At 33.9% G+C, this 22,795-nt stretch carries 11 protein-coding genes; 10 read left to right on the top strand and 1 reads right to left on the bottom strand.

From position 1 onward, the window contains the following. Positions 1–28 precede the first annotated feature (28 nt). The 6 genes from BANA01_RS11940 to BANA01_RS11965 all read left to right on the top strand — a co-directional run bounded on the left by BANA01_RS11940 (position 29) and on the right by BANA01_RS11965 (position 16,811). Positions 29–3,529 (top strand): hypothetical protein, encoded by a 3,501-nt coding sequence (locus BANA01_RS11940; protein WP_063253285.1) that lies wholly within the window; start codon positions 29–31, stop codon positions 3,527–3,529. After that, positions 3,520–8,328, top strand: a complete 4,809-nt coding sequence (locus BANA01_RS11945; RefSeq protein WP_063253286.1) for a DEAD/DEAH box helicase — start codon at positions 3,520–3,522, stop codon at positions 8,326–8,328. The genes BANA01_RS11940 and BANA01_RS11945 overlap by 10 nt, the downstream gene beginning before the upstream one ends. Before the next feature lie 261 nt (positions 8,329–8,589). After that, positions 8,590–10,134 (top strand): McrB family protein, encoded by a 1,545-nt coding sequence (locus BANA01_RS11950; RefSeq protein ID WP_063253287.1) that lies wholly within the window; start codon positions 8,590–8,592, stop codon positions 10,132–10,134. After that, a complete protein-coding gene (locus BANA01_RS11955; RefSeq protein ID WP_063253288.1) occupies positions 10,103–12,592 on the top strand; it encodes a restriction endonuclease-like protein in 2,490 nt (829 codons plus the stop codon). The genes BANA01_RS11950 and BANA01_RS11955 overlap by 32 nt, the downstream gene beginning before the upstream one ends. A gap of 386 nt (positions 12,593–12,978) precedes the next feature. After that, on the top strand, positions 12,979–16,305 hold the full coding sequence (locus tag BANA01_RS11960) for a RecQ family ATP-dependent DNA helicase (protein ID WP_063253289.1): 3,327 nt from the start codon (positions 12,979–12,981) through the stop codon (positions 16,303–16,305). Continuing rightward, positions 16,293–16,811 (top strand): hypothetical protein, encoded by a 519-nt coding sequence (locus tag BANA01_RS11965; protein ID WP_063253290.1) that lies wholly within the window; start codon positions 16,293–16,295, stop codon positions 16,809–16,811. The genes BANA01_RS11960 and BANA01_RS11965 overlap by 13 nt, the downstream gene beginning before the upstream one ends. A 272-nt stretch (positions 16,812–17,083) precedes the next feature. Here BANA01_RS11965 and BANA01_RS11970 read toward each other — a convergent pair whose 3' ends face one another. Then, entirely contained in the window at positions 17,084–17,464 is a 381-nt protein-coding gene (locus BANA01_RS11970; RefSeq protein WP_235847122.1) for an ABC transporter ATP-binding protein, read from the bottom strand. Between the two features lie 403 nt (positions 17,465–17,867). Here BANA01_RS11970 and BANA01_RS11975 point away from each other — a divergent pair, with 403 nt between their 5' ends. The 4 genes from BANA01_RS11975 (at position 17,868) to BANA01_RS11990 (ending at position 22,569) form a co-directional block, all read left to right on the top strand. Next, positions 17,868–19,826, top strand: a complete 1,959-nt coding sequence (locus BANA01_RS11975) for an AAA family ATPase (protein ID WP_052106368.1) — start codon at positions 17,868–17,870, stop codon at positions 19,824–19,826. Positions 19,827–19,829: 3 nt separating this feature from the next. Beyond that, complete coding sequence (locus tag BANA01_RS11980; protein ID WP_034675113.1) at positions 19,830–21,119, top strand: hypothetical protein; 1,290 nt, start codon at positions 19,830–19,832, stop codon at positions 21,117–21,119. Between the two features lie 75 nt (positions 21,120–21,194). After that, positions 21,195–21,518 (top strand): nucleoside triphosphate pyrophosphohydrolase, encoded by a 324-nt coding sequence (locus BANA01_RS11985; RefSeq protein ID WP_034675111.1) that lies wholly within the window; start codon positions 21,195–21,197, stop codon positions 21,516–21,518. A gap of 55 nt (positions 21,519–21,573) precedes the next feature. After that, positions 21,574–22,569 (top strand): HNH endonuclease, encoded by a 996-nt coding sequence (locus BANA01_RS11990; RefSeq protein WP_034675108.1) that lies wholly within the window; start codon positions 21,574–21,576, stop codon positions 22,567–22,569. Positions 22,570–22,795: the final 226 nt, after the last annotated feature.

Genomic DNA, 22,795 nt, shown 5'->3' on the forward strand with positions numbered 1-22,795 from the left:
CAGCATTTTTAATTTAGGAGAGTTGTAGATGCAATTATTTCATGAAGATAGTTCACTAAAATCAATGAATGAAGTCTTGAGTGCAAAGATACCTCATTATAGTTTGATAGGGGACTTGCCTCTATCCCAAGAAGATTTCAATCATCTAGCATCAATTATCACGGTTTTATATGAAAGTGATGTATCCCCTCAGGTATTTAATAAGTTTAAGGAATGTATAGCTGTATTCCTTGTCTTTTGTGCTGTCTATGAATATGATAATCGAACATTTTGGAAACCAATAGAAAAGTATATTGGGGAGTTAACGTACAACCGGAGAATGGATTTGAATTCTGTCTTTACACGAGTATTAGAAACATTCAACTTAAATAGATTTGAAAATGAAAGTCAAGAAGGGTATGCCTATGTTACGCCAATTTTGTGTCATGCGGGTATCCCAATAAATGCCTATGATGGTTATTTGTCAGCAATTAGTAATACGGTTAATGATGCTTTTTATGATGACTTTGATGTAGATGATTACCTATCTTATTTGAAAAATAAGACTGAAATAACAGTTAAAAGATATCTTAAGTTAGCTAATAAAAGAGATTCTTACAACTTCATTCAAAATACCCGAAAATTAATTCTGAATGATTCTGTTGATAGTGATGAAGAGATGGAAAGCGGTAACTATAACCGAATGGTAGAACAGACGTCATTGTGGAAGGAAAAACCAAAGAATAAGAAAAATCTACAAGCACGAAGCAATGTTCAAATATCTGCACCAAAAATAAAAATAGATTTAGATGGAATAGGGATTTATTGTGAAATTCCAAGAATAGTGGTTAAGGAATGTTATGATTCTTATTTAATCTGGGAAATCTCTAGTGATGAAACTACAAATCTAGTGAAAGCTGATTTTTTTAATAGAAGTGGAGTTAAGGTTTCTGAAGAAAAGCTTTTAACCTTAAAGCCCTCTCAATCTTATACTATTTCACTGAAGGTGGACGATAATCAAATATCCAAATGGGAATTTGATGTAGTTATGAAAGATAGCTATATTTCATTTTCACAAAATGGAAACGTCATCAAGTCAGAAAATCTGCCTAATAACTCAGTCATTCTTTTGCTGAATAAAAACATCAATATCTTAAGAAAAGAAGAATTATCCATCATGGAACTTCCTCAGATCCCTTCGTGGACGAACTACAATGTATATAAAGTGGACTTGTCGAATTTGAAAGTACTTGAATGTACGGGATTGAGTATTCGTGTGAGTTCTGAGAATAAACCTACTATCGACGGGGGGGAGACCTTATTTAATCAGGAAAATTGCAGAGCATATATAAAATTGCCGTACATAAAAGTCCCGATAATTAATGAAGGCGAGTGGCATATCGATATTAAACATAAGTCAGGTAGCGAAGTTATTGAAAAATCTAACTTTGTTGCTCCATCTGACTGTGAAAGAATCTTGCTAAGCCAATATATTAACGAAGAACGTTATGGTGATTATGAAATCAAAATATGGAACCGTTCAGGAATGAATGGGAAGTTTAGTCTAGAATATGTGCCTTTTGGTAAATTTCAAATAGATAAAAATGATTACTGGCCGACTAACTACCAAGGGTATGTAAATCATATACAACTAATACGAACAAGTAATACAGTAGAATTAGATATATATAATGCTGAAAAGGTTTCAGAAATCCAACGCGATGACTATACCCTTCATCGATATAAAGTGAATGATAAGGAACGATACCTAATTGGTGAGTACCGATACACCTCCAATGGTGAGGTATTTTCCACTTCAATTAAAAAGAGCATTTACCCCGTTTCATGGGGAATTATTGGCCTTGAAAATGAAATTATCGAATTACTTAGCAGATTATATACGCTGACCCCACAGGAACTTAGAGATGCAACAGATCCATACTTATTATATGCCTTTGATTTTGATGCACTTTATGATATTCAAAACCTAAGAATTGAGTTAATTGGAGCGGACAAAAATATTGTCCTAAGTAATACTATTTCAATAAAAAACAAGGATGGTTTGAGAGTTCCTTTGAATTCATACCTATTAGAAGTTCAAAATAATTCAAGCACTGAGATAGATTATCATCTTCGTGTAACCTTACTCGATTCAAACGATATACCGATTTCGAGGTTTTTGGTAGCACGTTTCCAAGATGAAGTAGTGGTAAAAAATTCACAGTTTACTCAAAGTGAGAATGATATTCATATCAAATGGGAAGAGAGGGGGACACGTTACGGCCGAGAAATCGTTTTGCAAAATTTCCTTAAACCGTGGTTACCTCCATATCATTTCAAAGTTGAAGATAAATCTTGCGAAGTAATCATAAATTCCGAGATGCTTGAAGAAGGAATTTATAAATATTTGATACAAAAAGAAACAGATGATTTATTCCTTGAAGATTCGGAAGCAGAGATTTGTTCATTGAAAGATTTTCAAAAAGGAATCATAGTAGTAAAAGGGGAAAACCATTATTCCACTGATATGGAGAGAGTTTTATATCAGCTATTGAGAAGTAGATATTTGAAAAGAGAATCCGCTCTGAGAAAATTACAACAGATTGATTCAAATAGTAGTAGTATCCGTGTGAAAGTACCGGAAGATATCAATCTGCTCGCAAATGCTTATATCTTGCATAATAGATTCTTCTTAGAGAAAGAGGATGCTTCTACAGTCGCGAAGATATTTGAATCCTTATTTGATTTGTTTTCAAGTTACGGAAGTGAAACAATTAGATATATCTTAGAAAGCGATTTCTCAACGGTATTCAAAAAGGAATTGCTTCATAAATTTTATTGCAATAATTTAACTTCCACGCCAAGGTTGAATGAATTTCAATATAACTTACTTGTTGATATTGATGAGGATATGGCTGGTTTTATCAATCTAATACAATCGGATAATAATTCTAGGGGACTGAATTGGGCGGGGCTATCAGGTATTGATGTATTGAGAGAAGAAGATTTATTTGGAGAAGGAGATACAGCTGCTACATTCCTTTCGGATGAAAATTTAGGGAAACCTTCCAATATTGCAGATTATTTTCAATATGTATACACTTCATTGCAGCGAACTAAAAATATGAATAAAACCTCCGGTGATTTTTTAAGAGAATTTCAAAGACAACATGTAGTTCAGGAGACTATGATATTTGGTAAATCGAGGCTTCAATTACTGGCAGAATGGAAAGATCATAATAAGGCTTCAATAGAAATACAAGAACGACTAGCATATGTTCTTGAGGTACCCTGTGATAGTAACGTAAGAGAACAATTTAAAGATGCTTTCGATGCTTTATCTAAACGGAAAACTGATGATGAATTAGGATATTATATTGGATTAATTGCATTATACGCATCTTTTATCAGAAACGGTTTGATGAACGAAAGAAAAATGTTTAGTCATTTATTGCACTATACAATAGAAAAATGTCAGAAATTATATTATCGGGATGCAATTGTACTTGAACTATATATGCATTTAGAAAGGAGATTTTCATGGGTTTAAATCCTATTCAGACAACCAAGAAAATTAAACATGAGTATGTGGAATATTTAAGTTCGATGTTTTTCTTTCAAGACAAGGATTTAATGAAACAGGCAAAAAAACAGCTAGGGGAGGAAGGCAAGTTTGTAAAAGGTCCATTTATTGAAATCACACAACCCTTTATAACTGGGAAAAGCATTCATGCTTTAATGGACGAGGGTCTTATGTCCAAGGAGTTTAATGCACTGAAAAAACACTTCCCACTTGAAAGGACATTGTATATACACCAAGAAACCGCCATTAAAAAAGTAATTGAAGGGAAAAATATCATCGTTGCTACGGGTACTGGAAGTGGTAAAACGGAGTGCTTTTTACTGCCGATTATAAATGAATTAATGAGAGAAAAAGAGGCGGGGACGTTAAATAATGGCATTAGGGCGCTATTGCTTTATCCTATGAATGCCCTCGCAAATGATCAGATTGCTAGATTAAGAGGCATTTTAAAGGATTATCCAGAAATAACATTTGGCAGATATACAGGTGAAACAGAGGAATCACAAAAGAAGGCAGAGGAATTATTCGCCAAAACAAATCCGGACATAGAGCCCATTCCAAATGAATTAATTTCTCGGGAAAAAATGAGAGAAAATCCACCACATATCTTGCTGACAAACTATGCAATGTTAGAATATTTACTATTGCGTCCTAATGATAATGTGTTTTTTGATCAAGGAAATGCAGAAAATTGGAAGTTTATTGTGTTAGATGAAGCTCATACCTATAATGGTGCTAAAGGTACAGAGATATCAATGCTTTTACAGAAATTGAAAGAAAGAATATCCAAAAATCAGAAACAGAGATTAACTTGTATTGCTACAAGTGCGACACTAGGTGGCGGTAAAGATGCATTGCATGAAGTAGCACAATTTGCTTCTGATTTATTTCACGAACCGTTTTATCCAGAAAATATAATTGAATCTAAGAGAGTTAATCTAACAGAGCGGAAAATACACGCGTTAAAAAGAAGAAGTGATGAATATTTTAACTTAGGAAAAAACAGGACTAACTCAGAGTTATATGAATTGCTTAAAGATGATATAAATGTCATGCAATTGCAGGAAAGTCTTCAAAGGAAGCCACAGCTGCTTAGTGAGTTAACCAAATCTTTCTTCCAAGACGAAAATATAACAAGCAATGAAAAGTTGGAGGCAATTGTAGTGGTCGTTAATCTGTGTGCAATGGCTAAAGAAGATGATGAAAGTATGCCATTATTACCTGCTAGGTATCATGTATTCGCAAAAGCCTTAGAAGGCGCTTATGTATCACTTTACAAAAAACGAAGATTATTTCTAGACAGAAGAAAAACATATAGATTAGATGACGGTAATACCGTTGCTACATTTGAATTGGCAAACTGTCAAAGATGTGGCCAAGAATATATCACTGGGCGAACAGAAAATGAACTACTTATTCATGCTGATTCAGATGTGGATATTGAAGGTGTGATTAAAAGAAAACAGGAATATTATATGCTTAGTGCGGCTGAAGAAGGTCTGGACTTCTCATTGGTAGATGGTGATGAATCTATCGTTGAAGGCGGTAATATTTCAATAGAGAGCGATGAATACATCTTATGCACAGGTTGTGGTCATATAGAACCTGAAGGAAAAATGAAGCCCTTTCATTGCTGCGATTACCCGAACGATAAATTTATCAAAGTACTCAAAATAAAAATGCAGGAACATACTGTCAATACATGCTTAAAGTGTGGCAATCATTCGAAAAACATTGTCAAACAATTTAGAACAGCTGATGATCCGGCTACAGAGGTATTAACTAGGTCCTTATATCAATGTATCCCATCAAATAAGCAAAAGGTTATTGAGGATGATTTGTTTGGAGAAATTGAAGATATTGATGAAGAATTAATTGGTCGTAAACTATTGGTTTTTTCAGATAGCCGACAAGAGGCTGCCTTTTTTGCATCGTATTTGCAGACAAAGTATAGCAATATTTTATGGAGAAATGCCATTATCAATGAACTAGGGAATCTCCAAGAATATGATGATATTCGAATAGATAGTCTAGCCAATGCGGTAGTAAGGTATGGAAAACAAAAAGGCCTATTCGAGAATGGTCTGGACGATATTGAGAAGCAAAAGCAAATACAAACAGTTTTAATTAAGGAATTTATGAATACAGAACGTCAGATTGGTCTAGAAGGGTTGGGTTTGATTTCTTTTGTCCCTGAAAAACCCGACAAGTGGTCCAAATTGAATATGAACAGTCTTGGGATTGATGTGGACTTAGACCTTACCATTGATGAATTATGGGAGTTGTATAAAGTTTTATTTAATTCCTTGCGAGATATGAACAGTATTACGTTTCCAGATTTAGTTTCTATTACTGATCAAACCTTTGCTCCACGAAATAAAGAAGTATATTTTAAGTTGGAAGCAGAAGAAAGTGCACTAGGTAATATGATTCTAGGCTGGTTACCGAAGGAAAATTTCAACAACAAAAGACTCGATTATATTCAGAAAATGTATAAAGGAAAAGGATATTCGAAGGAAGAAGCTTCTAGTAAAGCAAGGAGTCTGTTAAAAGAACTACTTGTTGGAAGGCTATATAGAAACTTTTGGGTAAAAGATGGATATATTTCTGAAACGCCACTTGCAAGAGAAGGAACTGTGTTAAAACTGAATTATAAAAAGTGGCAAGTCCTGAAACCAGAGAATTTATATATTTGCGATAAATGCGGAAGTATAGTTTCGTATAATTTGAGAGGAATTTGCCCTTCATTTAGGTGTGATGGAAAATTGGTCGAAAACAAAGAAGGAATGAGCAGATTCTCATATTTTAAGGATTTATATACCAAGATGAAACCATTACCGCTAATAGCAAATGAACATACGGCACAGTTAACAAGTGAATACGCCTCCAGATTGCAGAATCGGTTTGAAAAGGGAGAGGTTAATGTACTAAGCTGTTCTACTACCTTTGAGATGGGTGTGGATGTTGGACAACTTGAAGCAGTATTTATGCGCAATGTTCCACCTGAAACCGCAAATTATATCCAAAGAGCTGGACGTGCAGGTAGACGAACTGAATCGACTGCCTTTTCATTAACCTATGCCAAAAGGCGTTCACATGACCTTACGTACTACCAATTTCCTGAAAATATCATTGGTGGAATGATTAAGGCTCCTTATATTGAAATGAACAATGAAAAAATAGTATTGCGGCATATGTTCTCCGTAGTGTTTGCATGGTTTTTTAGAAAGTATCAAACCTATTATGGTAAAGTGGATAATTTTCTTAACCTATCCGGCGAAGGCGGAAAAAGTGCAGTAGAGGTCTTAAAAGAAGTTTTAAGTGATCATCCGGAAGATTTAAAGAGTTCATTGAACTATATTGTTCCGAATTCTAAAACACTACAAGCATTCGTAGATATAGAAAATTGGAAATGGGTGGAATATCTCGTTAAAGAGGATGAGGGAGCCTTAGTTATTGCTGAATCAAATGTGAAAGAGATAATAGGTGAACTAGAAGAATTGAAAAAAAGACTAGATTTAGAACGAAAACCTAGTGACAATATATTAAAGATTGAAAATACGTACTTGAAAAAAGATGTTTTGAGCTTTTTGTCATCAAGCAACGTATTACCCAAATATGGATTCCCGGTGGATGTGGTTAATCTAGATATTCTTCACAATGGAGAAAATGCCAAGGTAATTAATATTTCAAGGGATTTAAAACTAGCAATTTCTGAATTTGCTCCAGGATCCGAGATAGTAGCAAATAAAAAGGTATGGAAACCATATGCATTAAACATGAGTAGAATGAAAAGCTGGCCAGTTCAGCAATATGCTATTTGTAAGAACTGCGGACGACTGTATGGATATCATGTTGATTTGGGTACGTCTTATGAAGAAAGGGAACCGGATTGTTGTAATGAGCCATTAAACTATCATTATTACCTCCAGCCTGTATTCGGATTTTCTACAAAGGCAGACGAGTTACCAGGAAATCCGGGTGAAAAACGAAAAGCCAAACCTATGCCTTCAAGAGTAAAATTTGATAACTATGTAGATGAAGATTTAGAACTAACTGAAACGGTGCACGAAGTTGTGAAGATTGGGACGCATGAAATCGATGTTAAATATTCTTCTAGAGGTAAGCTGGTCATTGTTAATAATGGTGGAGGGCTGGGATATTCACTTTGTAAGCGCTGTGGATACATTACCCAAACTAGAGAAGCAAGGAATAGAAGGTCAAAAGAAAGGGGTATGGAGCATAAAACCAAACTCGGTAAAAAGTGCGAAAACACATACTTGCATAATATTCATTTAGGACATGAATTTGTCACCGATGTCGTAGAAATCAAATTACCATTAATGTCTATGAAGTACATTCAGAAAAGCTTCTGGCCGTCGCTGCTTTATGCGGTAATGGAAGGAGCAAGTATTGAATTGGGAATAGCTAGAAGCGAAATCGGCGGCTGTTTATACAGAGCAGATGGAGTGGATGTCACCAATACCTCGATTATTTTATATGATGATGTACCAGGTGGTGCAGGGCATGCCAAGAAAATATCACAGCATCTAAGAGGGGTGTTGGAAAATGCTAAAATGAAGGTGGCTGGATCCTGTGGGTGTGGTGAAGACACCAGTTGCTATGGCTGCTTGAGAGGTTTTGAAAATCAGTTTTATCATGAGATATTACAAAGAGGTATTTCTCATGAATATTTAACGGAGTTATTGAAAAATAATGAATACAATGTAGTATATGAAGGCGCTAATTCTAGTAATATTCATTAATTTAGATAACAAAGTGCAAAACCATAGAATTGCGATACAGTATGTTACATTACATTCTATGTTATAACGATTAAATTTTCAAAAAACCACTTTAAAATTTAAAGTGGTTTTTTGATCCTCCGTTTCTTTAAGGAATATAGTTGTCAAAAACCACAAATTACATAAATTTAAATGATATTTCCTAAAAATGGATAGGTTTTTTGTGGTTGTTATTTTAAAATAGAGATAATGAAAATAATTGAAAAGAGGTAAAAGTTAGTAATGGTCAAAGAGAAAGCTAGTTGGTCAAAGGATAATACTCCTAATTTAATTGGTCGAAAAAAAGTGGATTGGTCTATTGTGGAACATGGCAGTACTGCTATACCACAGGAATTTCATCAGGATTTTTATAATGCTAATAATGGATTACGGATCGAAAGTGGGAAAAGAGAGGAAGTAAGGTTATTAATTAATAACAAAATATATAAAGCACATCTTAGGAATGCTGATAGGAAAGTTCAATCCGACACTATACTGTTAGAATTCGCTAAAGACTTAAAGGAATATATTAAAGAGGTCTTTCATTCAAGTTATGATTATTTTTTAGAAAATGGCAGAAAAAATATCCCTGAGAATTTGGCCGAATTTATCGAGTTTTATGAGACAAGTGAACCCAATAAATATAGGGTGAATTTAATTACATACCGTAATAAAGTAGAGAAGTTAAATGATTTAGAGTTAACCTCCCATATTCACGATTACATAAAGAGTAAAGGGTTTTACTATGAAAAGGATGAAGTAATTAATTTATATCTATCTTTAAAAACTAAACCGTTTGTTATTTTATCAGGGATTTCAGGAACTGGGAAAACGATGATGGTAAAATGGTTTGCGGAGAGTCTTGGAGCAACGAAAGAAAATAGCCAATTCAATCTCATCCCTGTTCGACCGGATTGGAGTGATGGTTCAGACCTCTTAGGATATCGAGATATTAAAGGGGATTTTATTCCGGGACCATTAACAAAGGTAATAAAACAAGCAACTGAAAATCCCAATGATCCATATTTTGTCCTGTTAGACGAAATGAATTTAGCTCGGGTTGAATATTATTTCAGTGATTTCTTGAGTGTGATTGAAAGCCGCGAATGGTTAGATGGAAGGCTGGTAACTCATCCTGTGCTCCCAGAAGAAATCATGGGAGAGAAACTTGGTATTCCAGAAAATGTCTTTATTATCGGAACGGTTAATATGGATGAAACAACACATCCTTTTAGTAAAAAAGTATTAGATCGAGCAAATACAATAGAATTTAATCGAGTGGAATTAAATAACTTTTCCTTTCTAGAAGAACAAGAAGAGATAGAATCACTAAAAATAAATACCTCTCAGTTAAGGGTACAATACATACACCTAAAAGATGCCTATCAAACCAACAAGAATCTTGTCCATCAAGTAACGGATGAGTTATTAAAAGTCAATACAGTGCTTGAGAGAATAGGTGCACATGTGGGATATAGAGTTCGCGATGAGATTTGTTTTTATATGATGTATAACACAAACGGACAGCTTATGGATTTCAAAGAGGCTTTAGATTATCAACTATTACAAAAAATCTTGCCTCGATTATCAGGTAGTGATTATAGATTATTTTCCGTATTAAAAGACCTTTATACATATTGTACAAATAAAGAAGTTAAAGATGACCAGCTAGGTGTTTTGTATGAGGAAATTAAGGGTTCACGATACCCAAGGAGTGCCCAAAAAATAGCTGATATGTTAAGGAGGTATCAGGACGATGGCTTTACATCCTTTTGGATCGGTGGTTGAAGATGTTGAGCTTGTAGTAATTGAAACATCAGAAATAAGTTTATATATCAAGGGAAAACCATTCCACGAGCGCTATCAGAACTTACTATCCTATCGGAAAATAAAAGTAGAAGATCGAATGGATTTTATATATGAGGGTATTGGTATTGAAAGTGTTCAACTTTTTGATGTAAATACAGGAATTATGAATTCAAATATAAAACCAAGACCTATCTTTTTTGAAAATGGAATCTATCAACTCGTTGTGACATCCAAAAGAGGGAAACAGTTGAAGTTTCACCATGAAAACCCTGGATTAAGAAATGCTATTGGTCTAGTAGGGCATGGATCCAATAAGCTGCTTATGGGGAATTTACATTTTCCTAATGAGGTAGGATATTCTACCTTTGAAATACTTGAAGGGAAAACACCATTATTAAAAGTAATGCTAGAAATTTTCCCTTCAAAGCTTGACTACAAAGAGGACTACCAAAGACTCTTAAACGAAGTGAACGAAGAAGTATATAACCTGGCGTATCACTTTGTAAAAAGAACATATTTAGGTGCTACTTCGGTTGCTAGTGAAAAACCCTCCTGGACAGAGTTCTACCGTTTACTGGATGTACATTTTGAAAGGTTTATGCAGTCGATCACTCGGATAGAACTACAGCCACACCACGCACTGAAAACGACCTATCAAAAGAAGAGAGGGGACCAGCTTGGGAGGATAGATTCAAAAGGTCGTAATTATCTACGAAAAAGACCTAATTTATTTCAAGAAGTCGAAAAAGGTATCCTTATTCATGACAAATCTATTATGCCAACACAAGGGTTAAGTATTAAAAAGAGCCTTTCCTTTGACACGTTAGAAAATCGCTTTGTGAAGTGGATGATGAAAAGACTTATACATAAACTTGAGGGCTTATATAAGCAAATAAATAATAATGGCGGTAAATTTGAAAAGGGAAATGAAGATAATTGGTTACTAAATAAAATATCAGGAATGAATAACCAATTACTTGCAAGAATTAGGTCAACTTTTTGGCAAGGAATTGGTGAATTAGACAGGTCAATAATGAGTTTGGTAATTCAAATGGCACCAGGTTATCGGGATGCATTTCAAATTTACTTAATTGTATCCAGGGGACTAACGTTGAACGGAAAATTTTATCAAATGTCAGTAAAAGATGTTGCATTACTATATGAATATTGGACTTTCCTAAAGCTTGGACAAATTCTAGCCAAGAAATATAAGGCTGTTTCACAAGATATTATTAAAGTGACCCGTGATGGTTTATTTGTAAACTTAGATCAAACAAAGTCTGCAAGCAGAGTTTTTTTACATCCAATCACCGGAGAAAAAATTATTCTTTACTACCAAAAAGCTGAAAGGAATTTACCAACGGTATCTCAAAAACCGGACACGATGCTCAGTATTGAAAAAAAAGGGAAGGAGTTTTCTTATAACTATATCTTCGATGCCAAGTATCGCCTTGATTATGCAAAAAATCAATTTGTTCCAGGGCCATTGGAAGACGACATTAATACGATGCATCGTTACCGTGATGCTTTAGTTGTAAAGAGTGGTGGCCCATATGAAAGAGAAGCATTTGGCGCCTATGTCCTATTTCCAGGATTTCATGAGGATGAGTATGAAGCGCATTCCTTTTACAAAAGTATAAACGAAGTGAATATTGGTGGGCTGCCCTTTTTACCTAACACGACAAGATTGGTTGAACAATTTATAGAAAATCTAATTGAAAAGGGTCCTGAAGAGATTCAGAAAGAAGGAATATTACCTAAAGGAACAAAAGAAGAGTGGATATCCTCATTAGATGATAAGGTTATGGTCGCAAATGTTAAGAGCCACAAGGAATATATCATTTTCAAAAAGAGAGGATTTTTCTCTTTACCAGTTAAACAATTGAAGAAAGGCTGGCAAGAAGCGAAATACATTGGTCTGTATCTCTCAAAGGAAATCTCAAAAGATTATAACGGAATTTATTACTACAGTGAAATAGAGGAAGTACTTTTTATAAGAGGTAAGCAAATTCCTTATTTACCTTTATCTAACGAGAATGAATATGCATATTTCAAGTTAAAACCATGGACTACATTAGGACAAGTCATACGACCAGTACAGTATGGTATTAGTGTATATGTCATGACAACAATAAACACATTGATGTACGCTCATGAACTGCCAGAACTTTTTATGAAATCAAAAGAAGAAGTAGCATTATGGAGGATGTTAAGAAGAATTTCTAATAATATAGAAGTGCATCTAGACGATATAAACATTGATCAAGCTAGTAATATCACTTACTTAAACCTACGGAATTTGGACATTCATATTGATCACTCGAGAAACGAACTTGAAATCCAAAATTCAAAAGAAAAAAGAAATTTGGATATTAAACTCTTAGAAGATCAGCCCTCAATGGTATTTAAGGAAATAGTTGGGATGATAGAGTATTAACTAACATTAGATCTAATTGCTTTGAGTAAAATACTTACCAAGAATCTAAATATTTATGAAAGGTTGAGTTGAGTACAATAATTATTGGGGAACATAATAAAAAGCCTGTTCTAACAAACAAGTCCGAGATCCTCGATTATAATTAAATAGAAATGAAAAAATTAATAAATGACATAATGTTTCTTGAATAATGGATCTATTATCACTTTGACAGAGAAGGTTATGAATCCCCAAGTTATTAAAACGGGGATTTTTTTATGTTTTTAACTTATGAAGGAAAAATCGTATGTACTTTCATTATACTACTTGTGAAAAATCCTTCCTAATATCCGTCTTTAATCCTATAATATTTATATTAATAGTTCCTATGCAGGAGATTAAATACCATGAAAAAATTCACAGCAAACTATTGCCACTCAAATGCAAATTTCATAATTACCAATTTACCGAGCAAACAGATTATAACATCTTATACAAACATTATACATATTGTTCAAAATATGATCATGCGTGGAGCTCCTACCATTGCTTCGAAATACTTACGTAGAAAGTTCAAGCTAGAAAGAAACTATTTAGACACTTTAAAAGAAGTGAAGTTTCTTTCAAAGGAGAACTTAAACTGGACCCAGACTATTAAAGGGGACATTAGTAATAATGATTATCCAGCTGCTCAATTTTATAATCATCTAACGGCGATTTTAAATAATTTTGGATTTATAAGAAATTTAGCGATTGCCGAATGTCCTATTTCTGAAATCCTACCTGAAGTAAATCAAGTTTTTAACAAGCAACAGGTAGATTTTTATATTCCTTTGATTAAAACCGTAATTGAAGTGGATGGGATTGGCCACAGAGATCAAATATATCTTGATAAAAAAAGAGATAAAGCTTTTCAGCGTGCCGGAATCAATGTGGTGCGCATTAAAACGAAAGAAATTAGAAATAAAAATTATGAAGAATTCAAGGCTAATTTTAGAGAGATTTATTGGGCAAATAAGGATAAATTTAATCAATATCGCAATTACTTAAATATAAATCCCAAGGAATATGATGTTCAAATTAAATTGACTTCTATAGTAAGATTTCAAGTTTTTATTCTTGAACTGCTTGATCGAGGTGTAATATCTTTTGATGATACCTCATGGAATTTTAATGTATTTAGTGTTGAAGAGCGAAGTTATTTAGAAATTGCTTTAAAGGATTTAGAATTATGGATTAATAATGTTGCTACATTGTTTAATAAAAATATAGTTATTCCCAATATAAAAATATCTGTTTATGAGAAAGATTCAATATGTCCAATTAATAATGATTATATCAATATAAAATTTGATTTATTTAAACGCTGGGATGATTGTATTAGAGAACAGAATGTCTATCATATTCGAACAGATTTTGATGATGAGGCCAACTATTTTTCTGTCAAAGTTAACGAACCAGTGGTCTATGCCTTAAAGACTAAAACACATCAAAAGGCTTTAGAATTTATTCTGGAAAATTTATTCGGTCATGAAAAGTTTAGGGATGGGCAGTTAGAAATTATTATTAATAGTTTAAATGGGGAAGACACAATTGGCTTGTTACCAACTGGAGGAGGCAAATCTCTTACTTATCAAATATGCGTCATGCTCCAACCAGCGATAAGCTTTGTAGTTGTACCGATCAAATCCTTAATGTTAGACCAAATAACCAATATCAATGAAAAAAATTACATAGGGCACGCAAGCTATGTTAATAGCGATATTTCTTCTGAAGAGTCTAGTAAACGTCTTAGAGATTTTGCTGCAGGCAAGTATTTCTTTTTAATTATTTCACCTGAGCGCTTTCAAATGAGAAAGTTTAGAGAAGAACTGTCATTGGTGAATCGGACGAAAGCGATATCGATGGCTGTTATTGATGAAGTTCACTGTTTGTCTGAGTGGGGGCATGATTTCAGGACGTCATATTTAGCATTAGCAAATTCGATTATAAAGTTCGCACCTTCTGCTCGTTTTTTGGCTTTAACTGCTACAGCCTCTTCAAAGGTTTTAAAAGATATTATGACAGAACTGAAGATAACAAGTAATAATGTAATTACCATTCCGAAATTCACACGTGAAGAATTAGAATTTGCTATTGTTAAAGTAAATCCAAAGGAAAAACAAGAGTATTTATATGAATATTTACGTAATGCTAGCAACAAGCGTTTTAAAGGTTCTAAGAATGAAAAAGGTGCTACTCTAGTATTTACATCTATCGTTAATGGCCAGAGTGGATGTTTTCAGTTAAGCCACTCTATTCATGATAGTACAGGATTAACAACTGGGTTTTATTCGGGGAGTGCACCTAAAGCATGGGATAATAATTCTTTCTCCAAATATAAGGATCAAATTCAAAAGTCTTTTATGGATGATGAAATCGATGTATTAGTTGCAACAAAAGCTTTTGGAATGGGAATCGATAAGGGAAATATTCGACAAACAATTCACTATGGTATACCTGGCTCTTTAGAATCCTTTTATCAGGAAGCAGGTCGTGCTGGACGAGACAAAGTCAAATCGAATTGTCTTATCTTATACAGCCCCGATCAATTAAGTGAATATCAAAACCTGGCCATCTTTGGAATGAATACCGATTTAACCTCCTTAAATCAAGAAAAGAAAAAGATGACTGGTGATTTAAATACATTATTATTCTTTTTAACTAACAATTTAAAAGATATAAAAGAAGAAGTTGAAGAAATTTATTCATTTTATCAATACAACTTCACTACTGATAAGCTAGATGTTGTCATTAATTTTAGTAATGATAAGGATAGAGAACGAGGAGAAAAATCTGTATATCGTTTAGCCTTATTGGGTATAGTTGAGGATTGGACAATAAATTGGAAAAGTAGGGAGATTGAGGTAGAATTGGCTGATTGGTCTGAGCAGAAAGTGGTCAATACCTTAACTAATCATATTAAAAAATACGATTACACCTTTACATTGGATCAAAATGAGAAGTCATCGGACCAATATTTTGACTTAATCAATCATTTTCATAAAAGTAGCGATCCCTTTATAAAAAGAGTCCTTTTCGTGTTATTAAAATGGTATAACGATAATGTTATCTATTCGAGGAAACGTTCGATGTTATTAATGAAACAATATGCAGACGACTTTACAGATAGTAAATCATTGCAACAAAAAATGGAGGTCTATTTTAAGCGTAACGATGATGTATATTTCCTCGAGCAGATTGTTGCAAAGAAAGATAGACTGAGGGATTGGTTCAAAATCTTCTATGTACAGGAAGAAGGTAAGGACCAACAACTGCGTGCCATAAGTACGTTAAAAAGCTTAAAGATTACAATTAGTCGTTTCTTAGAAAGTTATAATAATGATATAGGTCTTAACTTGATAAGTGGAATGACTAGTCTTGCTGAAGGTGAATTTGATTCAATTGATGGCAGGGAAAGGTTGTCGTTAGCGATTCGTGAAATTGCCAACTTGGATTCAGAGGTCCGTATAGAGATTCTTGGATCTATTTTAGAAACATCTGATGTCTTCTTAAATGTCGATCAGAGAGGCCAATTAAGTGAAGTTTTAATTTCAAACGGCTTTGATTTGATGGAGGATTTAAAACAAATATATTCAAACTTTGAAGATAAATACAGTTACGGAAGTATGATAAAAACACTGCATTCAACAATTAGAGAGAAATCTTATGGAGGTTACCCATGGGAAGTATAGAACAAATTGATCAACTTGAAACATATATTAATGACCTAGGTGAAGAAATAGGCAAGGTAAAAAAAGCTTCGGATTATCTGAAATTAATTGAACAATTTCAAGATGAAATTTCAAAAACATCTATATCATTGACCCAGTCCAAAAATCAGCTTAAGCTGTATCAAGAGATTATGGAGAGTAAACTTGAGTTATTTCAAACCACTTTTAAAAATATAGAAGCTAAACAGCAGTCACTTGAACATGCACAATCTAATATCAATACTAATTTAATTGTCTTGAAGGATCAGCAAGAAAAAACAGAGAAGGGGACAATTTCTTCCTTCCAGGAAATTAACAAATTGGTCAATCAAAACCAAGTTGCGCTCATTAGCGAGATAAATCGTATACACGAAGAACAGAAGGTACAATTTAATGGAATAATTAGGGTTAATAAAATGTTTTTTGCGTTAAATTCTGTGTTTTTTTTCTCTATCTTGGGTATTTTAGTTTACCTAATTATAAAGTGAAATTACCTCATTATTAATATTTCACTAAAACTCTATTTACTAATCTATCAAAAAGTTTCAAATCAGTAATAGTTTATTGGTGCAAGGGATTATAGATGTACTGATTTTGGACAAGTAGTCCGAAAGTTGATTAGTGAGCAGAAAATTTTTATTATAATCCTCCTGATCATAACAATAATCAGTACGTATAGAAAATCTTTCTAATATAAAAAAGTAAATCCCCAAACCATTACCGGTTTGGGGATTTTCAAAAAGGAACTTTTTTATACTTATTAATGCCTTTTTAAAACTCCCTTTTTCACCAGGTTAATAAGCGTTCCCTTATTTTTATAACGATTGTAAACAATTAATCTATTTAAATCTTTTTCAGTTAAATCTGATGGATTGATAGCCAGCTCAAATTCTTCTTTAACTTTTTCAAGTAATGAAAGTGCATATTCGATTTGCTTTGCTGATAAAGTTTGATCTTTATCCTGGCTAGAACCCCTTTGCTGGTTCACTTGTTCGGTTAGTGTGTTCTCTAATGCTGCAGCATGTTCTTTTAGCTTTGCATCTACTAAAGCCTCCACTTCTGCCTGGCTAATTGAATGTGTATGAGGAGTACTAGAAGGTTGAGTTGTTTTTAATAGTTTATTAATGAGTCCTTTAAGCATTTTTTCACTCCGCTCTCTGTGATACTAAATATTTATGTAACTGGTCTAATTTTCCTATATTACTATTAATAGAAGAATGTTAATCAAAATACAATACTATTTTGGGAAATTTGATAGTTTTTGGTAGAAAACAGTCAAATAAACGCGAAATTATATTCTAAAATAAGAAAATATTTGTTTACCAATTGTTTATTGCAAAATAAAGGGAAGTTAGGGGTACAGTAGTAAAAATGGTTCATATCAGAATTTCTATATATTATTGATAGGCTCTTTCCTATTTGGAAAAGAGCTTTTTTTCTTGATAAATCACTTTTGAATTTACAAGATTTATTGGAGATCATTCCTATTTATTGTAGAATTTACTTAATAATATATATTAGGTAGTTAAGAAAGGATTTTTTTTATGACAATACCAAGAAATTTTAACTCGTCTAAAAATAACGATTTAGAAAAACTAGTAGGGAAGAAAAATATTTTTAATACCATGAATGAAGCAAATTGGGCATTTGATTTTATTCATGATATGGTGACTCAACTTGGTATAAAGGGACCAGGAGATGAAAGACTTGCGATAACTTATCGTAGAGATCGTAAAGCAATCCATGTTAATTTTTGCAGTTGGTTGTTGTTATCTTTTTCCAAAGACGAGCAAAATCAACCGTCCATGTATCTTCCCTTAACTGAGTCCAGTGAACTTAACAACTATAAAGCCTATAATCCTTTTGCAAAGGGGATTGAAAAGAGAAGAATAAAACTTTATTGCCTGCCGTTTGAAGACGTTCAGCAGCTTCCAAATTCAATGGAAGAAAATTATGAAGACACCATTCAATACATAAGAAATATTTTTGAAACGCAGAAGAGGTCTCAATACCGTATACATAATCAGATTAACTTAGAACAAGCCATTTTTTATCAGGTAGCAAGAGAGGGACTTTTATTGAACGGTTTAGATCTTGGAAACATTGATGAAGATATTCGATATTTTTGGTTAACGTCCAATCCTTCCATTTGGGATGTAAGCAAAATAAAGAACGGTGAGACGGTTTTTTATACGGCCTATAACGAAAAGCGCAACAAGAGAAGGGTCTTCAAAGCATTTGAATCTGCACAGCCAAAAGATAAAATCCTATTTTATGAATCCACTCCTCGAAAGGAAATTGTAGCATTAGGAGAGGTTGTCGAAGGATTGCACACAGAATCTCATGACGGCTTTGACGAACCGGTCGAAGGTGTTTCCTTCCGTTATATCCGGGATGTAGAACCTATCTCTTGGAGCCGAATTCTTGATGTAGAGGAGCTAGAGGACTCTTCTCCGATTAAAAATGGTGCCCAAGGTAGTTTATTTGAGCTGTCTAAGGAAGAATTCGAGGCAATCCTAGCAATAGAGGATACAGAAATAATAGAACAACATGAAGAATTACCTGAAATTGATTTCACTAAAACGATTACAATTAAAAATCTGCATTTTGAAGATTTAGAAATCATTATTAAACAAGCACAAACTGCACTTAAGAATGGAAAAAATATCATTTTAACTGGACCACCTGGAACTGGTAAGTCAAAACTAGCAAAGGAAATTTGCCGCAGCTTTGATGTGAAGTATCAAATGACGACTGCTACCTCGGATTGGTCTACCTATGAAACCATTGGTGGCTATCGTCCAGAAGCAGATGGAACGTTGTCGTTTAAGCCAGGATTGTTTTTATCCTGCTTCAAACATCCAACTACCTATCAATCTCAAAATGAATGGCTGATTATAGATGAAATGAATCGTGCCGATATCGATAAAGCGTTTGGTTCTTTGTTTTCAGCATTAACTGGTGATGCGGTTACCCTTCCTTTTACAGCTGAAAGCGGGGAACAAGTAGTGATTCATCCTCAAACGGACGAGGGTAGCTCTGCCGTAAATGATTTCGAATATGTGATTCCGCAAGATTGGCGATTAATAGGGACAATGAATACCTTTGATAAAGCAACGCTGTATGAAATGAGCTATGCCTTTATGAGACGTTTTGCATTTATTCCAGTTGGTGTACCTAAAAATATATCAGAGGGACTAGTTGAATCGTATCTATCTCATTGGGGGATTTACCAGTACAGCTTTACTCGTCCTTTAGCACAATTATGGAAGCTCATTAACGAATACAGACAAATTGGGCCAGCGATTGTTGAAGACCTTGCCATGTACACAGAAGAAGATGGAGACTTTACTTCTGCCATTATCTTATACGTCATGCCGCAGTTTGAGGGATTATTGGATCACAAAATACTAGAATTTATCCATCGAGTTGGTGAAATGAAAGAAATAGATGTTGACCGGCTGCTGAATTTCGCCTATGACTTTTTCCAGATAAAGGAGTAAATGATGAAACGAACAGAGATTATAGAAGAGGTTAGTGACTTTCTCCTTATCTATCTGAAGGCCGGGAGGGTTGGTCTAAATTCTTTTATTAAAAAAGCAAACTTGAACATCTCCCAGCTAGACCACATGCTGATGATTCATTATTTACTACGTTCAGATGTTAAAAAGTTTGTTCGGGAACTCCCTGTTCTGATTCGCCGATTTAAAACATCTACAAAGGTGACAAATGAAACCTACATCGGAGAAGTTCGAGGGCAGATAAATTGGTCAAATACAATCAAAGAACGATTAAGGATAAATCATCGTGATCGAACTATCTTTTCTTGCAACGAATCGATACGGAACTATGACATCACCGAAAACCTTGTCTTAAAGGAATTACTCTTTACTCTTTATCAGATACTGTTTATAAAAATTGATACGAGTCGAATTGAAAATTATGAGTATTTTTCAGAGTGGTTGCAATTAAAGGGTGTTGTGGATGACATGTACCGTAAAAATATTTATCTTTCAAAAGTACAATCTGGTGAAACCAAGGTTACAGAACGAATGATACAAAAAACACTCACACATCGTCATTCATTGTATCGCCAGGCAGCCCAACTGTTACTGGATTATCGTGAAATTATGAAAGCGAAGTTGGATAAAGACGTTTTAGAGGAGCTAATAAGAGAAACGTTTATATTTCCTGAAAAGGAAGATGTGTTATTTGAGTTATATTGGACTATTCAATTAATCAAAAATAGCACGGAAAATGCCCAATTGCAGCTAATCGATGGGCGGAATAATCAAGTGGCAAACTGGGATGATCATGTTCATGAATATCATATTTATCATGATTCAACAGGCTCATCCAATCTTTCTTTTTATATTTCTACTGAAGAAGTGGGAAAGCATGAACATCCTTTTATTAGAAAAAAATTGACTTCGATGAATCGTGCCTTACAAATTGCAGAAACAAGCTTTCTAGGTCATTTCGATACCACCACGTACTGGCGCGGCAGACCAGATATCATTGTGGAGGTTTACACAAAAGAAACAGGAGATTTAAAAAAAGTCATCATCGGTGAAGTTAAAGATACAAAACGAACGGAATATGCGATAACCGGCTTACGTGAACTTATGGACTATATGGAATTAGTTAAAGACAAGAATGGCAATTACCTGGACGAAGAGATGATTGAAGGAAGACTATTTATTGGAGAAATAGAAGTTACAGATTCGATGAATGACCACGTTAAGATACATTCTTTATTAAAAAGAGATGGTCAAAGTTTAAACGTAACATTATAAATCATTCACGTTGCCTAAAGAGTAAATGATGACTTTTAGGCAACTATTCACTTATTAAGCAAAGGGGTATGTAGCTTGCCTTTATATAACAAACTTGTTCGTGACCTTATACCGGAAATGATTAAAAAAACGGGTAAAGAGTTTTCAACAAAAATCCTGAGTGAAGAACAATACATAAAAGAATTAAAAAATAAGAGTTACGAAGAATTACACGAATATTTGAATGCCAAAAATGATGAGCATGCTATTGAAGAATTAGCCGATCTACTTGAAATTATTCATGCATTAGCGAAATGTCATGGTGCTTCATTTGAAAAGGTGGAGAAGGTACGACTCGAAAAGGCTGAAAAGCGAGGCGGGTTCGAAGAAAAAATCTTTTTAATTCAGGTTGATGATTAAAAATGAGTGTTTATGAAAAATAATTAATTCATTTCAGCATAGCAGGTGACGGTGCATGAGCTACAAATTACAAGTGGGAGAAATGAAGGCCTCCTATTTAACAGATAGAGAAATATGGGCACATTTTAATTATATTTTCTCTTCAAAATCAAAAAATTCGACTACCTATAAATTTGTATTGATTAAATCACTACTAGAGAACTTATACAATGTGAATGAAAAGCTGGAGTTGAATTATTCCGTTTTGTTTTCTAGCTTTTCCAAAATTTATTGGAATCTGGTTATCCATCATAATCTTAATCAAATAAATATGACGGATAAAAAGGCGGAGGTACAAAGAATCCTATTGAAAGTACAGTCGAAGTATCAAATTCCGCATACGCTCGTTTTTGATCGGCTTTCCATTGAATTACAGATTGAAATCATTAACAAGGTGACGAAAAGATGTAAGATTAATGTCATGGGAGCTATCTACGGAGACACAGGCTGCACCATTTACGATTTCGATAATGGGAAGGAACAGCTAAGACTCAATAGTACTTTTTATTCCTTTATGCAGCGGTTCCAGCGAGTATTAAATTATTTAACGAATTATCATCTTGCTTTATTTTTAGAAAAATTTAATGAAAAAGGTGACATCACAAATCTGTTGCTTAAGGTTGAAAACGTCTCAAAGCGTTCTTCATTAGACCAGTTTTATCATGTGCTTTCCGCCTTTTATAGCAGCAAATGTTTTTACTGTGGAAAAGCCATTAAGAAAGAAAATGCACATGTGGATCACTTTATTCCCTGGAGCTTCGTGCAGGCAGACCAGCTTTGGAATCTTGTTATCGCGTGCAGCGCTTGTAATTTGTCAAAAAGTGATAAATTGGCCAATAAGCTGTTTTTAGAGACGGTAATAGACCGTAACAATACCTTGATAGCCATTCCGGAAATTAGAAAAAGAGAAGATATGAGAGTCTATACCAACACAAAACTAAAGGATTTGTATGATTATTCAGTTGAAAATGGGTTTACTGATGTATGGATGCCGAAAAAAATCATAATATAAAACTTTGGTTATGAGCTTAGTAAAGTTGTGAACTTGTTAGAGAGAAGTGCCACATGTGCCATCCTGTGGATAAAATGTAGAAGTTGATTTCTTTGAAATTATAGAGGGCACTTAAGCCCTCTATTTTTTTTGTTATCTCTCTGACTAGTAAACGTATGGTGTGTAGTAACTTATATTATTTATTTCGTTCTTCAATTTCTTCACGGTCTAAGCCGGACATTATTTG

It is taken from the genome of Neobacillus niacini NBRC 15566, from assembly GCF_001591505.1.
Taxonomy (GTDB): domain Bacteria; phylum Bacillota; class Bacilli; order Bacillales; family Cytobacillaceae; genus Neobacillus; species Neobacillus niacini.

What these genes read in the sequence shown, in the direction of transcription:
- BANA01_RS11960 (WP_063253289.1), top strand. Translation starts at nt 12,979, where the DNA reads ATGAAAAAATTCACAGCAAACTATTGCCACTCAAATGCAAATTTCATA.
- BANA01_RS11975 (WP_052106368.1), top strand. Translation starts at nt 17,868, where the DNA reads ATGACAATACCAAGAAATTTTAACTCGTCTAAAAATAACGATTTAGAA.
- BANA01_RS11945 (WP_063253286.1), top strand. Translation starts at nt 3,520, where the DNA reads ATGGGTTTAAATCCTATTCAGACAACCAAGAAAATTAAACATGAGTAT.
- BANA01_RS11990 (WP_034675108.1), top strand. Translation starts at nt 21,574, where the DNA reads ATGAGCTACAAATTACAAGTGGGAGAAATGAAGGCCTCCTATTTAACA.
- BANA01_RS11965 (WP_063253290.1), top strand. Translation starts at nt 16,293, where the DNA reads ATGGGAAGTATAGAACAAATTGATCAACTTGAAACATATATTAATGAC.
- BANA01_RS11940 (WP_063253285.1), top strand. Translation starts at nt 29, where the DNA reads ATGCAATTATTTCATGAAGATAGTTCACTAAAATCAATGAATGAAGTC.
- BANA01_RS11980 (WP_034675113.1), top strand. Translation starts at nt 19,830, where the DNA reads ATGAAACGAACAGAGATTATAGAAGAGGTTAGTGACTTTCTCCTTATC.
- BANA01_RS11970 (WP_235847122.1), bottom strand. Translation starts at nt 17,464, where the DNA reads ATGCTTAAAGGACTCATTAATAAACTATTAAAAACAACTCAACCTTCT.
- BANA01_RS11950 (WP_063253287.1), top strand. Translation starts at nt 8,590, where the DNA reads ATGGTCAAAGAGAAAGCTAGTTGGTCAAAGGATAATACTCCTAATTTA.
- BANA01_RS11955 (WP_063253288.1), top strand. Translation starts at nt 10,103, where the DNA reads ATGGCTTTACATCCTTTTGGATCGGTGGTTGAAGATGTTGAGCTTGTA.